The organism is Secundilactobacillus folii, assembly GCF_009720675.1.
GTDB classification, from domain to species: Bacteria; Bacillota; Bacilli; order Lactobacillales; family Lactobacillaceae; genus Secundilactobacillus; species Secundilactobacillus folii.
The window spans coordinates 121860-136082 of sequence record NZ_WNJO01000004.1 but is presented as its reverse complement, the minus strand read 5'-3'; the positions used below and the strand labels follow the sequence as shown (position 1 = coordinate 136082).

Genomic DNA, 14223 nt, shown 5'->3' with positions numbered 1-14223 from the left:
CCCCCGTTCATAGGCTAGAAACGGCAGTGGTTCAATAAATTATTCAGCGCTATTTGCAAATACAACTTGGTTGTTATCTAATGATGCGATACTAGCCAGTGCTTCTAAGTGAATACCGGCGTCAAGGACCAATTGATGGCCCTTCTGGAACCGCTTTTCGATGACCACGCCGACGCCGACAACGTCAACTTTGGCGGCCTTAGCAATCTCCAGCATCCCTTCAACAGCTTGTCCATTCGCTAAGAAATCATCGATGATCAAAATCTTATCATTCGGCTTAATAAACCGCTTATCAATGCTGATATCATTATTAACCTGCTTAGTGTATGAGTAAACTCGGGCAGTATACAGATCATCGGTCAACGTTAGTGAACGGTGCTTGCGGGCAAAGACAACCGGTACGTGCATCTGATACCCAGCCATCAATGCGGGTGCGATTCCGGATGACTCCACCGTTAAGATCCGTGTGACACCCTCGTTTTCAAATAACCGCTTAAACTCGGCACCCAGCTCAAACATGAGCTGCGGATCGACCTGATGATTCAAAAAATTGTCGACCTTAAGTACTTCACCGGGGAGTACTGTGCCATCCCGTTTAATTCTGTCTTCCAGTAACTTCATCAAAAAGTTCCTCCTAAATCATGTCCAGCAAACGATAAATGTTTACGTTTAGTTTACTCGAAAAACCGCAGTATTGCCAACAGGAAACCACTTACCAGTTCAAAATCGTTCCAATACCGATCGAAACAATGCAAAACAGCGCGAGCACGAGAGAATTTTGAACCGCAAACTTGAAGGTTTCTTTTTTGACCTGTTTGGCAAGAAAAGCCTTGGTGTTTCGGTAAATGATGGGAATACTGAGGAGGACCAATAAGCTCATAACGGGTAATAAATTCAGTGCTACACTGGCAATCAAGCACAGATAACCGGCAACTACGCTACCTGCAAAGACTCGCAGCATGACTGGCTTTCCAAAATAATAAACGATCGTGTGCCGGTTAAGCGTTCGGTCTTCATCGGCATCGCAAAGATTATTTGCCAGCATAATGTTACTAATAGCAAAAACCGCGATTCCAGAAACCAGTAAAACGCGCAGAAATAAGCGCCAAGTAATGGTTTGAACGGGAAAAGTGTTGATATAAACCGAAATCAATGTAATAACAAATCCCATCGTTATACCAGACGCTGCTTCGCCAAACGGAGTTGATGAAATTGGCCGTGGACCGGCGGAATAGAAATAACCGACTAAGAAACAGAAGATTCCCATGATTAACAAGGACCAACCAGTCTCGATGACTAATAAAATACCAAGTATGGCTGCACTTCCTGCCATGAGTAAAATCAAATTTCTAATTAATTTTAATGAGAGATGGTGAACACCAATAATATTAGTTTTACGTTTCCATTCCGAAGCTTTATCTGAAGCGCCGCGGTAATCAGAATAATTATCGTGAGCATCCACCGACATGTTAAACAGCAGCATAGCAACAAAAAAGGTAATTGCTAGTGGCCAGTTGACTAGGCCAAAAACGTAGTACGAAAAGAAAAGTCCCATGAAAAATGGCCAAACCGAGGCAATTTTAGCTTTGGCTTCCACAAGTTCTAAAAATACTTTGACTGACATGAATAACCTCCAACGTATAGTGTGTGATAATTGACAATTTTACTTGAGCTTTGTATCTTTACTTTATAGTCTTTTTGAAGGAGTGTACTGATGAACGAACTATTTTGGGCTTCATTGCCGCAAGTTCAAGATGAACTCAAACATTTAGAGGCCCACCTGTTAGCAACGACAGACCTACCAAGTCGGCCCATACATATAAAGATTTTAAAACTTCTCAAATCAGGTGGCAAGTTCTTGCGGCCAGGGATTTTCTATCTCTTTTCTGAACTGGGACAAAAACCAGACAAACAATTGTTACTGGCCGGTGCGAGCGCCCAAGAATTCCTCCACTTAGCCGTTCGCTTCCATTCCCAAGTCTCAGATAACACCCAAAATAACTTTCTAAACGCTCGGGATACCCGTCAGCGCAATGCCATTTACTCGGGTGACTACCTCTTCACACGTTACTTCACTGAGGTTTTAAACACTCAACCAAGTCCCCAAGTCCTTCAATTGCATGTTAACACCATGCAACGTATTTTGTCCGGCCATATTGAGGAGTTATCGCACCGTTATGATTTTGATCAGACGGTAAGTACTTACTTCGCCACCGTCAATGCGAGCACCGCTGAAGCATTTCGCTTTGGTGCGGAACGCGGAGCCGCGGCCAGTATGGCACAACCAGAATTGATCAGTTTGAGCGGCGAAATTGGCGCGGCTGTCGGCATGGCTTACCGGGTACTTCAAGACCTCCAGTTAAGCTTTGGTCAACCAGAACAACTCCAGTCAGCACTCCAAAGTGGTTTGTATCCGTTACCGGTGATTCGAATGCTGAAAAATACAGCTGTTCAACAGCAGCTAAATAAGCGCAATCAACTTTCTGTCAATGACGTCTTAGCAATTCAGAAACAGTTGGATAAACCGGCGATGAAAGCGCAACTCAAAACACTGAAGGACCACGTCGATGAGCTTCTTAACCAGTTGCCCATGGGCGAAAAACGAACCAACATTCAACGTTTTTCAACGCAGTTGCTCGATTGGCCAGACTAATCAACAGCAGTAACGGTTAATTCCTTATAGCTATCGTGAATTTTAAGATCACCTTAATTTACAAACTAAAATGAGCCGCCAAAAGAGTGCAAAACTCCTCTGGTGACTCATTTTTTAATACCTATAACGGTATTTGAGATTCATCCCTTACTCAATTTTACCAGCGTCTAATTCGTATAATTTTCTGAATCGCGGTTCGTCGTGGTACAAATCTTTCGGTGTCCCCTGCATATCAAAGGCACCGTCTTCAAGAAAACGGACTTGATCAACGTGGTCAATCCCCGCCAAATGGTGGGTGACCCAGATGATCGTCTTATCCTTTAAAACGTTGAAGACCGTATCAAGCAAATGGCGTTCAGTGATCGGATCCAAACTAACAGTCGGCTCGTCCAAAATAATGATTGGTGCGTCTTGCAGTAGGATTCGAGCAAGTGACAGCCGTTGTCGTTCCCCACCGGAGAACCGACTACCAGACTCTTGGACTTCTGTATCGTAGCCGTCTGGTAGTGACTCGATCAAGGGTTTTAATTCCACGGCTTCGATCGCTGCTTTGACCTGCTCATCCGTGGCGTTCAAATTACCTAAGCGAATGTTGTTCATGACCGTTGTATCAAAAAGATAAGGTTGTTGATCTAAAACGCCAAATAATTGCGCACGTTGGTCTTGAAGGTGAGTAATCGGCGTCCCGTTGATCGTCACAGACCCGTTAGTAGCCGTTTCATCACCCAGTAGCAGTTTTAGTAAGGTACTCTTACCAGTACCACTCGGGCCCAGCAAAGCAATCTTTTCACCACGTTTGATGGATAATGAGACGTCCTTTAGGATAACTCGGTCATCGCCCGGATAACTAAAGGTCACGTGATTAACGTCAATCGTTTTAACGGGTACTGTCAACGTTTCCTGCTTAGGTACCTCAGGTTCGTCGTTTGATAAGGCATTGACCCGTTCGATTGACTGTTGATAGATTGGCCATTCACTGGCACCCTGACTGATCTCCAAGAACGGTTCAACAATTGGAAATAAGGCGAGTGAGAAAGCAGCCACCCAGTTGGCCAGAGACTTAGTTGAGGTGAAAGCGACCCCCGACCAAATCAGCAGGGTCAACACGGTTAACAAGAAGAAGACTTGTACACCAAGGCCTCGCCACCATTGAAAGAAGTGATCCTTTTTCCGCAGGGCGGCAATCTCATCAATGGGCTTCGTTTGCAATGCCATAAAATCATGATAGCGTCCTGAAATCACCCAATCGGTCAGGCCTAAGACCTCATCCGTTAAGCTTGTGTAGAACTGAGATTGAATTTGCTTTTGTTTAAATTCACGCGCACCGTTAACGGCAACCGATATGAGTGGCATGACCAAAACAATCACGGCTAGTAGTAGCGCCATTAACAATGCTACTGGCCAGCTGAAGACGCCAATGCCAATAATAATAAACAGATATAGTAGCCAGCCAATAACGATTGGAAAGACGGTCCGTAAATACAGGTTTTCAATGTGATCGATATCGTCAGCTAAAATACTTAAAATATCGCCAGTTTGGTGCGTCTGTTTAATCGCCGTAGCCTTGGTTTCAACGGCTTGGTATAGTTTCTTACGAAAATCGGAGACGATCCGTAAGACCCAGTTATGCGAGGTCAGCCGTTCTGAATAACGAAAAACCGGTCGGGCAATCCCAAATGCCCGCGCTAAAACGACTGGCACGTAAATATAGATAATGGAATCCGGTCGCCGAGCCGCCTCACTGATCAGATAACCAGAGTTAAACATCAAAGCGGCAGCTGACAGGTAAGTCATCAAGCCCAAGAAAAGGACTAGAACCAGTAACCACTTGTATTTACGCAAATAAGGCATGACCCAAGTATCATGAGAAAAAGTACTTTTAATCGAGTGCATGTAATCCCCCCATTTCTGCACGTAATCTCGTGTATGGGCCTTCATGTGCGGCTAATTCGGCGGGAGTGCCCTGTTCGACCAGCTTGCCATGGTCCATGACTAAGACGTAGTCCATTTGGTTGATCCAGTGAAGCCGGTGAGTGGCAAAGAAAACCAGCCGGTTATCTAGTAACGGAAGCATGTCTTCCTTCAATGCCGCTTCGGTTTCAATATCCAAGTGGGCGGTTGGTTCGTCAAATAATAAGACACGCCGTTTATCATCCAAAAAAGCCCGTGCCAGCGCTATTCGTTGTGCTTGTCCACCACTAACACCACGCGAGCCTTCACCAATCATGGTCTCAAGACCATCAGGCAACGTTTTGATCCAGTCGGTTAGACCAGCTTTTTCACAGGCCGTTTCAACCGTTTGAAGCGTTGCATGAGGTTGGTAAAAGCTAACATTTTCACGTAGTGTAGCGTGGAACAAGTAAGGTGATTGGGGAATATAAATGCTGTTAAACTGCCACTGTTCCTGACTTAAATGCGGTAATTTTTGCCCGTTCAAACTGATGTGATCCGGTTTATCCGGCGTCAAAAAGCCCCCAATCAGATTAATCAAAGTGGACTTTCCCGAACCTGAAGCACCAATGATACCAACTTTTCGAAAACCGTGAACGTCAAATGAGATATGACTCAAGGTCGGCTTCTTCGCTTCATCATACGTTAAGCTCACATCATCAAATTTGATTGATGCATTCTCATCCCAGGTGAACGTTTTGAGCTCGTCACGGTCCTTGGTTTCAGGAACCTCAAGCACATCTAAGACCGCCTGAAGCGCATTTTTACCATTCAAAGTAGCATGGTAATCATTCGCGAAATTTCGGACTGGAAGAAAATAGTCTGGTGCCAGCGTCAAAATTGTCAACGCAGGCAACAGTAAAATCTTACCATCCATCAAATCAAAACCAAGGAAAACAGCAACAACAGCGACTGACAAGGTTGTGAAGAAATCAAGTGCAAAGGTTGACGTCATCGCGATCCGCAACGTCGACATCGTTTCTTTCCGGTAGTCTTCACTCACTTGATAAACGTTGCCGGCGTATTTTTTAGACAGTCCTAACTGCTTCAACGTACCTAAACCACGGAGGGTATCCACAAAGTTGTTTGAAAGCCGCGTATAGCCCTCATACTGCCGATCAGCCTTGCTTTGAGCTGCTAAGCCCAAAATGATCATAAATAAGATAATAACTGGATAAATGATCAGCAGAAAAATGGCTTCTTTCCATTGAAGAAAAGCGATGTAAATCAAAATCACCCAAGGCGTGATCCCCATATCCATGATCTTAATGATGATCAGCATCAGGTAAGTCTGAACCTTATCAATACCTTCCAAGGCCATGGTGACCATGTTCCCAGTCCCAGTTTTTTCAACGATACTTGGACCCAAACGGAACAGTTTAGTCATTAACCGTTCACGCATATCACCGGTCGTTTTTTCAACGAACGGGTAGAACACCCGGTTTTGAGCCACAGTGATCGCGTGTCGACACATAAAACTAACTGCAAAAATGGCGGTTGGCACAACTATCGTAGCAAGGGCTTGCTGATTCCATAAACCCACGACGGCCACCGACAGTGCGCGAGCCTGAATAATGATCATCAGTGACTGAATCAGCATCAGTACTGCAATCATGACAACCCGGGGCTTGATCCCCGGGAAATCAAATAAACGCCTATCTATCACATTACTCCCTCCAATACTTTACAAGATATAGTTTAGCATTAACCGCTTTCAGGTACTATACATAGCAGGCAAATTAGTTGCTTAAAATGCATTTTTGACCGAAAAGAAACGGGAACCAAAACCCTGGATTGATAAAAATGAGCCTGATTTTTACTCAACATTCATTATTTATCATTTCATCATCTCTATCTAGTCAATAACGATACTAAATCTCAGATTAAGACCGTTAAGCGACTAAAAAAAGATTCCCCAATGTAGGGAATCTCCTTTTGGTGGCTAAACTCGAGAAGTTAAACGAGTTTTAACACACCTTCATTTCTGCTATCTAAGCTGCTTTTGGACTCTTAAGACGCTTATAGAAGACCCAGTAGCTCCAAATGAAGTAAATCAAAACGATTGGTAAAATTGAAAAGGCAATAATCGTCATTAAGTGCAAAGTGTAAGGTGAGCTCGATGCATTTTTAATTAGAATCGAGTTCACGTTGTTCGTGCCAATCATAACCCGTGGGAAGAGACCGTTAAAGATCAAAACCACGACGCTGATCAGCGATAGACCACTGGCGATAAATGAGGTCCAGTTGTGCGCTTTGACAACGCCCCACCATGCAATGAGGGTCAACAAAACGAGGACGATCAGGATTCCCCAAGTTGAACCAGGCTTCTTTGCGAAGAAATCGGTGCTTAGGTAAAGCAGAACCACGAACAAGACTTCACCAACGATCAAAATGGGATACAGGACTTTGTTCCACTTCTGTGCCCGGTCACGCAGTTCACCCATCGTCTTTAACTGCAAGAAGTTCAAGCCGTGAATGAGGCATAACAGCGTCACTGCGACACCGCCGACTAACGAGAACCAGTTCACGTAAGTCGTAAAGCTTCCGAAGATGTTACCATCCTTATCCATCGGTACACCTTCGATCATGCTGGTAAACATCATGCCAAATAAGAATGCAGCACAGAAACTACCAATTGAGGCTGCCCATTCCCAAAAGTTTCGCCAACCTGCCGTCTGCATGTTAGCCCGAAATTCGAACGAAACACCACGGAAGATCAAAGCAACTAAAATTAAGAACAAAACGATGTAGTAACCTGAAAACAATGATGCATACCACATTGGAAATGAGGCGAACATTGCACCACCGGCAGTGATCAGCCAAACTTCATTACCGTCCCAGTGCGGGCCGATAGTCTGAATAATCGTATCACGTTCAGCGGTATTCTTACCAAAGAACTTGATCGACATCCCAACACCGAAGTCAAAACCTTCGAGGAAGAAGAAGCCACTGAACAAAACGCCAATCAACAGGAACCACAGAAATTGCAAGTTAGTCATGGTTAAACGCCTCCGTTCCGTAAGGATCTTCAACTTTGCCTTCATTATGATCCTCCGTTGAGTAACCATTGGTTTCAACGGAGTCTGGACCAGCTTTAAGAACCCGGTGAGACAGAATAATCATCACTAACCCTAGACCAGCAAAGAGTAAGAAGTAAACAATATTCGTAAACAGTAAGCCAGTAACCGTTGACGTTGGTGAAACAGCGTCGGCGATCGTTAAGAGACCGTAGACGACCCATGGATAACGACCGAATTCTGTGATGAACCAACCAGCTGTATTTGCCAAGAACGGTAACCACAGCATCAGACCCATAATATACAAGAACCAGCGCTGTCGCATAATCATCTGAGACTTCTTACGGTTGAAGAACAGGCCAATGATCGCAACCAGTGCGAATAAGCCGCCTGATACCGCCATCAACCGGAAACTCCAAAACAACGTCTTGGTTGGGACGTAGTAGTTCATGTCCTTGCCAAACTTCTTGTCGTAGGTCGCATGCATCTCTTTATTGACTGCGTTTTGACCCTTGACCGTCCCTGTTAATTTGTGATAACTCAAAATATTAAGCACGTAAGGCACTTCCAACGAAGAAGTCGTCTTATGCTGCTTGGTGTTAAAACTACTATAAACAGCCCAGTCACCTTTATTTGTTGAGTTCTTGTACAACCCTTCCATAGCGGCAAACTTCATCGGTTGCTGTTTGATCAAGAACCGAGTCTGCATATCGCCGGAAGCAATTGACCCCAAACTTGCAATCAACCCAATAATCAAAGCAACGTTCATTGACTTACGGTAGAAGGATTCGTGATCCTTTTTCAGTAAGCGCCATGCTGATGCCCCCGCGACAACAAATGACGCAGTAATTCCAGCACCCATCAAAACGTGAGGAAATTCCAACCACAACTGTGGGTTCGAAACTACGGCACCAAAACTCGTCATCACAACGCGCCCCGTACTTTTATTGATCGCAAATCCAACTGGGTTTTGCATGAAACTGTTCGCCGCCAAGATCCAAATCGCTGACAGCGATGAACCAAAGGCAACCAACCAAATAAACAGTGCGTGAATCCCCGGTTTAAATCGATCCCAGGTAAACATCCACAAACCGATAAACGTCGACTCCAAGAAGAACGCAGCCAAAGCTTCGATTGCTAGTGGTGCACCAAAAATATCACCCATAAACCGTGAATATTCCGACCAGTTCATCCCAAATTGGAACTCTTGGATGATCCCGGTAACGACACCAACTGCGAAGCTATACAGGAAGATCTTACCCCAAAATTGAGCCATCTTCTTGTAAGTCTCATCTTTATTAACCGCGTAAACAGTTTCCATAACGGCGACAACGATAGCTAAACCAATTGAAAACGGAACAAAGAAGTAGTGGAAAACCGTCGTCATAGCAAACTGGAAACGCGATAAACCTAATACTGTAAGACCAGCACTTAACATGATACCCCCCCTGACATTAGTTAACGAATCCTTGAGCAAAGGATGACGCAATTAGGACTCGTTATGACCATTGAACATTCCAATTTATTCAACAGCTTTACAAAAAATAATCCTATGCTACATACCTTATTATATCGACCGATAAGTGAATCTTCAATAGGAAGCCCTTACAAAAAGTTACAAATACAAATTTTTTCTCAATTCACGTCAATAAGATTGACAAATACAGGAAAATCGAGTAATTTATAGGAATGTTTAATTGGGAGATGAATTTGAAATGAAAATTGGCGATCAAGTGAGTTTTAAGCTAGAAGGTCAAGACTTTACCGGATTCATCGATAAGGCATATCAGAATTCGTTCATGATTACTTTCAAAACTGATGACGCAGAAATTTTGGATAAGTATCATGATCGCGTCGTCATCAACAAAAAGAAACTGAAGTTGATTAAAGCAGCTCCAGATACTGAAGAAACAGACGACAAGGATGATTAGTCGCCTGCTATCGAACGTTTGGGTTCTGAGCCAAAGTGATTTTTCAGTAAATTGAGCTGGAAAATCACTTTTTTGTTTAGACCTGTGATTTTTGTGCCGCTGAGTTATCGGTGTGTCTGTTACCCTCGTCAAAATTTTGGTATGATGAAGCTACCGATGATCAGAAAGGTGTGTCCAAATGAGTCCATTCGATATCTGGGTATCTTTTATTCTATCCCTAATAACTAACATGATTGTACTCAGTGGCTCAATCTCATTCTTATACTGGCTCGACGAACAGACCAATTTAAAGGTCATTCGTTGGCGCCCGTTAATCGAAACGATCCTCAGCACCCTCTTTCTCGTCTTTCTCTGGGGGGAATCATGGTTGCATACGACCATCGAGCCCAACGGCTTTGGGCTACACTGGACCTTTTTAAACATGCTGATCATCATTATGTTCCTTTTAAATATTCACCTCGGCATCTGGTGGCAAGGCATTATTGAAGCCGTCTTGATGTTCTTGTATGTCCTGTTGTATCCCAGCCACTTAAGCCTCATCACCCTGACTTTTTACTTTGGGTTCATCGTCATGCTGTTCGTCAGTTACCAGTGGCGCGAGGTTCTTTTCCAGCACGGTTGGCTGATGTATCTAGCTTTAGCTTTGATGGCGTTTTGCACTATCTCGCTGATTGCCAGTATGGGGGCACCACAGACTGACGGCTATTTTTGGTTACGACAAATCTCTGCTCTGATCATTTTAAGCATCACAGGAATTGAATACACACGGGCCTCCACAAAAACGTTAAAGCGTAACCGGCAGACCGCTTGGCTAGCAAGAACGGACGGGCTGACGCGCCTCAATAATTTTAGCCAGTTTGACTACGATTTGAATCAGGCGTTCATCCAATTTCAAATTGACCAAGTCCCCTACGCCGTATTTGAACTCGATATCGACCTCTTTAAACGGGTCAACGATAGTTTCGGGCACCCCATGGGCAACACCGTTTTAAGGGCTGTTGCACAGGAATTAGCCTTCTTTACTGCTAACGCCTCCTTCCCCGTTCGTGCCTACCGAATCGGTGGCGAAGAATTTAGCTTGATCGTTCATCATGACTGTACCGATAAACATGTGGCGGCAAAAATTGCCACCCAGCTTCGGCAGCATATCGGCAGCCTCAAATTTAACATTCACGGTGAGCTTGTCAACGTGACCGTTTCTGTCGGCCAGGCAAATAGCCGCACTGATCAATATAATTCACACGATATTTATAAAGCAGCCGATCACAGTTTGTACCTCTCAAAACAGCGCGGGCGTGACCGGGTAACGATTGAAGGGCGGACGCTGGACGTATGACCTGTCGTTAACTCAGGGGGCAGAAATGGTGATCAAACAGGCCAGGCAACTTTTTGATCCTCAATAATTAAGAATGGCCACCCAGCACCACTTCAAACTTAATCAATAAGCAAAATAGGTGATTTCCCACAGTCTAGGAAATCACCTTTTTTTGTTAGTCTCTTAATTTACTCAAGTTTCAGTGCAATCATCCACGCAAATCATTGGGGTCTCAATCAATCACGTTTTCCAAAACAGTCCCGATCCGGTTCTAATATTAATTGACCTTCAAACCAAGTGCTTTGACCTGACCCTGAACGATCTGATCGCAGAGGTCATCGTAGCGGATACCATCAGCCTCGGCTTCTTGAGGCATCAGCGATAATGGTGTCATCCCTGGCAATGAGTTGCCTTCGATCACATATAGACCATTATCATTCCAGAAAAAGTCGATTCGACCATAGTTGCTCAAACCAAGTACGTTGAATGTTTTCAGGGCAATTTGTTTCATTTCTTCGTGTACATCATCTGGAATATCTGGTGGCGTCACAAACTTAGTTGTATTGCCAGTTACAAATTTATGCTCAAAATCATACCAGCCATCAGTAACGATGATTTCAATGGCTGATAACGCCTTTCCATTGACCACTGCCATGGAAAATTCACGGCCAGCGATATACTCTTCAACCACCAGATCATTTTCGAATTCAAAGGCCTTCTTCAAGTCCCGCTTAAATTCATCCTCGTTCTTAGCAATGTACATCCCAACACTGGAACCGCCATTAGCCGGTTTAATCACCACCGGAAAACCGAATGGCAGCACAACGGTGCCCAAATCATCCTGTTTTAAATTCACAAACTGAGCCGTCTTAATGCCATTGTATAACATCAGCTGCTTAGAAACGTTCTTATCCATCGTGATCCCCGAAGCCAGTGGATCACTACCCGTATATGGGATGTTATTCAAATCGAGAACGGCCTGAACCTTACCATTCTCACCATCACCACCATGCAGTCCGATCCAAACGATATCAGCCATCGCTGATATTTTTAAAACGTTTGGACCAAACAGCTGGGTGCTGCCATCCGGGCGAAGTGCATTGATCACATCATCCGTCATGATCTCATCTGAGATGTTGAGGTCCACTGTTTGTTCCTCACTGGTGAATAATGCGGCTAATGAACTATCGTCTGTATCCGGCAGACCAAGAAATAAATCGACTAGGGCAACTTCGTAACCTTTCCGCCGTAAAGCATTGGCTACTTTGGCACTCGAAGACAGGGACACGTTGCGTTCTGTTGAGCGGCCACCTGCTAATACCACAATCTTCATATTACTTTTCCTCCGCTTCTTTCTTAGAACCTTCAGTATATCAGAAAAGAAACGGTGCAGCTACATTTAAGCAAATGGTCTAATTGAATTTTTATTTTACAAAACGCAGCAATGGTTTGCTGATCAACGGCACCAGTACACCTGACAAGACGGCTTCAGGCACACCATTAGTACCCATGATACCTAGGAGCCAAGGCATTACAGCGTGAACATTGAGTTTATTTAACGGCAGCCAACCTAGATAGTACAAAATTCCCATAAAACCCAGTACCAACACGGTATTGATGACTGAACCAACGATTCCAGTCAATGACAGTTGCCAAATTTTAGCATGACGAGGATCATTCACCAGACTTAGTAGAAAATAGCCGCTGATCAAACCAACGGCAACTCGTGGCAGAACTGACACCAGCGGATTAACTAGTACATAGATTGCCAGCGGACTAGTCGGCCAGACAAACGCGCGAATCCAGTTGATCAAACCCCAGGTCAGACCAACCCAAGCACCATCTGCAGGTCCCAGCATAATCGCTGCAACCACCACTGTCACTTGAATGATCACAATACTGAAAGGTCCGATCGGAATATAGCCTAAAAAGGGAATAATATTTTGAATAACGACAATTGCAATAAATAACGCTAAAATGGAGATTCGATAAGCCCTTCTTTGCGTGTTGATGACCCTTCACCCCTTTTGCCTTTTATGATTAAAATGCTTTAGCACTTGAAGACTATCACATTATACTGTTGCTACTTGCCATTCACAAGCAAAATCAACTATGAGGTCAGCACGTGGTTCTCATTGCATAGTAAAGAGGTGCCAAGTATTTTAAAAATCAATGCTTAGCACCTCTTGGTTAAGCCGTCATCATGAAGACAGTTAAGGGTCTTATCTTTTAAACCTTATCAACTCATTTTTAAGCAATTCCCTGAATCGCACGACTGTATGCGTCGGCACCCTTCATAGCAGCGACAACGTCTTCAGGTGTCACTTCAAAAGGCATTTCAGACATTGTGTCAGCTGGTGCCGTTGCGGCTTGGCCGACTTTCAAAAGATCGTCATCGGAAATATCAGCAACGCCTAGGTCTGCAAAGGTTGTTGGCAGTCCTAAGGCTAGGTCAAATTGCAGATAATCGTTGATATCATCCGTGTCACGGCCTTCCAAGAAGAGCTGGGTCAGCGTTCCAAAGGCTACCTTTTCGCCGTGAGTCTTAGCGTGCAAGGCTTCATTTGGCAGCGCCGTTAACCCGTTGTGGATTGCATGAGCACCAGACAAACCGCCACTTTCAAAACCAACCCCGCTCATCAAAGTATTGGCTTCGATGATCTTTTCCAAAGCTGGGGTCGTTGCGTGAGCTTTAGCAGCGTCAATGGCTTGCAGACCATATGCAAACAAGGTTTCTTCACATTTTTGAGCAATCGCATTTCCAACTAAGGTTTGCTTAGCTCCCAACATCGTTTGCCCGTTTGCTTGAGCGACGGCTTGGGCTTCAACGTTGGTTGCCAGTGCATCCGCGATGCCAGATGCAAGCAGACGCGTCGGTGCGTTTGCGACTAACTGACTGTCAACCAGAACTAAATCGGGATTTTTACTATAGAACCGGTATTTTTCAAAACCCCCATCAGGAGTATAGATCACTGACAAACGTGAGCAAGGCGCATCAGTCGAGGCCAACGTTGGTAAAATGGCAACTGGCAACTTTAAGTTATCAGCAATTGCCTTGGCTGAATCCAATGTTTTACCACCGCCGAGACCAATAATCAAATCAGCACCGAAGTCTTGACCAATACCTGTGATTCTGTCAATTTCCTGATCTGATGCCTCACCTTTGAAAGTCACCTTACGAACGTCGAACTTTTGCTGTCCTAAGTAATCAATAAACTGTTTACCCACAATTTTATAAACCGTTGAATCAGCCATAACGACCGGTTTTTCACCCAACTTATGCAACGGGTCTGCACTTTCAAAAAGTGCGCCACGACCTTGAATATACGATGATGGACTACCAAAAATTTTTGTCAC

12 protein-coding genes are annotated in these 14223 nt (G+C 44.3%); 3 read left to right on the top strand and 9 right to left on the bottom strand.

The window, feature by feature from the left end; genetic code table 11:
• Positions 1–39: 39 nt before the first annotated feature.
• The gene (locus GM612_RS04715) at positions 40–621 is read right to left on the bottom strand and encodes a xanthine phosphoribosyltransferase (RefSeq protein WP_155431226.1); all 582 of its coding nucleotides are present in this window, start codon (positions 619–621) and stop codon (positions 40–42) included.
• A 91-nt stretch (positions 622–712) separates the two neighbouring features.
• A complete protein-coding gene (locus GM612_RS04710) occupies positions 713–1624 on the bottom strand; it encodes a prenyltransferase (RefSeq protein WP_155431225.1) in 912 nt (303 codons plus the stop codon).
• Positions 1625–1714: 90 nt separating this feature from the next.
• Here GM612_RS04710 and GM612_RS04705 point away from each other — a divergent pair, with 90 nt between their 5' ends.
• The gene (locus GM612_RS04705; RefSeq protein WP_155431224.1) at positions 1715–2653 is read left to right on the top strand and encodes a polyprenyl synthetase family protein; all 939 of its coding nucleotides are present in this window, start codon (positions 1715–1717) and stop codon (positions 2651–2653) included.
• Between the two features lie 147 nt (positions 2654–2800).
• Here the strand turns inward: GM612_RS04705 and cydC are convergent, their stop codons facing one another.
• From cydC to GM612_RS04685, 4 genes are all read right to left on the bottom strand, one after another.
• The gene (gene cydC, locus GM612_RS04700; protein WP_155431223.1) at positions 2801–4546 is read right to left on the bottom strand and encodes a thiol reductant ABC exporter subunit CydC; all 1746 of its coding nucleotides are present in this window, start codon (positions 4544–4546) and stop codon (positions 2801–2803) included.
• Positions 4533–6269: a thiol reductant ABC exporter subunit CydD gene (cydD, locus tag GM612_RS04695; protein WP_343031805.1), complete on the bottom strand. Its 1737-nt coding sequence runs from the start codon at positions 6267–6269 to the stop codon at positions 4533–4535. The genes cydC and cydD overlap by 14 nt, the downstream gene beginning before the upstream one ends.
• A 325-nt stretch (positions 6270–6594) precedes the next feature.
• Entirely contained in the window at positions 6595–7602 is a 1008-nt protein-coding gene (gene cydB, locus GM612_RS04690) for a cytochrome d ubiquinol oxidase subunit II (protein ID WP_155431222.1), read from the bottom strand.
• Entirely contained in the window at positions 7595–9058 is a 1464-nt protein-coding gene (locus GM612_RS04685; protein ID WP_155431221.1) for a cytochrome ubiquinol oxidase subunit I, read from the bottom strand. The genes cydB and GM612_RS04685 overlap by 8 nt, the downstream gene beginning before the upstream one ends.
• A gap of 277 nt (positions 9059–9335) precedes the next feature.
• On the opposite strand from GM612_RS04685, the gene GM612_RS04680 reads away from it, so the two are divergent.
• Together GM612_RS04680 and GM612_RS04675 are read left to right on the top strand one after the other, a co-directional pair.
• A complete protein-coding gene (locus GM612_RS04680) occupies positions 9336–9551 on the top strand; it encodes a DUF2187 family protein (protein WP_155431220.1) in 216 nt (71 codons plus the stop codon).
• 178 nt (positions 9552–9729) lie between these two features.
• Positions 9730–10887: a GGDEF domain-containing protein gene (locus GM612_RS04675; protein ID WP_155431219.1), complete on the top strand. Its 1158-nt coding sequence runs from the start codon at positions 9730–9732 to the stop codon at positions 10885–10887.
• A gap of 256 nt (positions 10888–11143) precedes the next feature.
• Here GM612_RS04675 and GM612_RS04670 read toward each other — a convergent pair whose 3' ends face one another.
• The 3 genes from GM612_RS04670 to GM612_RS04660 form a co-directional block, all read right to left on the bottom strand.
• Positions 11144–12199: a D-alanine--D-alanine ligase family protein gene (locus GM612_RS04670; RefSeq protein ID WP_155431218.1), complete on the bottom strand. Its 1056-nt coding sequence runs from the start codon at positions 12197–12199 to the stop codon at positions 11144–11146.
• Between the two features lie 91 nt (positions 12200–12290).
• On the bottom strand, positions 12291–12845 hold the full coding sequence (locus GM612_RS04665) for an ECF transporter S component (RefSeq protein ID WP_343031812.1): 555 nt from the start codon (positions 12843–12845) through the stop codon (positions 12291–12293).
• 271 nt (positions 12846–13116) lie between these two features.
• A complete protein-coding gene (locus GM612_RS04660; protein WP_343031804.1) occupies positions 13117–14223 on the bottom strand; it encodes a glycerol dehydrogenase in 1107 nt (368 codons plus the stop codon).

Excerpts from the sequence above, each read along its gene's own strand:
- GM612_RS04705 (WP_155431224.1), top strand. The coding sequence starts at position 1,715 with ATGAACGAACTATTTTGGGCTTCATTGCCGCAAGTTCAAGATGAACTC.
- GM612_RS04680 (WP_155431220.1), top strand. The coding sequence starts at position 9,336 with ATGAAAATTGGCGATCAAGTGAGTTTTAAGCTAGAAGGTCAAGACTTT.
- cydB (WP_155431222.1), bottom strand. The coding sequence starts at position 7,602 with ATGACTAACTTGCAATTTCTGTGGTTCCTGTTGATTGGCGTTTTGTTC.
- GM612_RS04685 (WP_155431221.1), bottom strand. The coding sequence starts at position 9,058 with ATGTTAAGTGCTGGTCTTACAGTATTAGGTTTATCGCGTTTCCAGTTT.
- GM612_RS04675 (WP_155431219.1), top strand. The coding sequence starts at position 9,730 with ATGAGTCCATTCGATATCTGGGTATCTTTTATTCTATCCCTAATAACT.
- cydC (WP_155431223.1), bottom strand. The coding sequence starts at position 4,546 with ATGCACTCGATTAAAAGTACTTTTTCTCATGATACTTGGGTCATGCCT.
- GM612_RS04715 (WP_155431226.1), bottom strand. The coding sequence starts at position 621 with ATGAAGTTACTGGAAGACAGAATTAAACGGGATGGCACAGTACTCCCC.
- GM612_RS04670 (WP_155431218.1), bottom strand. The coding sequence starts at position 12,199 with ATGAAGATTGTGGTATTAGCAGGTGGCCGCTCAACAGAACGCAACGTG.
- GM612_RS04710 (WP_155431225.1), bottom strand. The coding sequence starts at position 1,624 with ATGTCAGTCAAAGTATTTTTAGAACTTGTGGAAGCCAAAGCTAAAATT.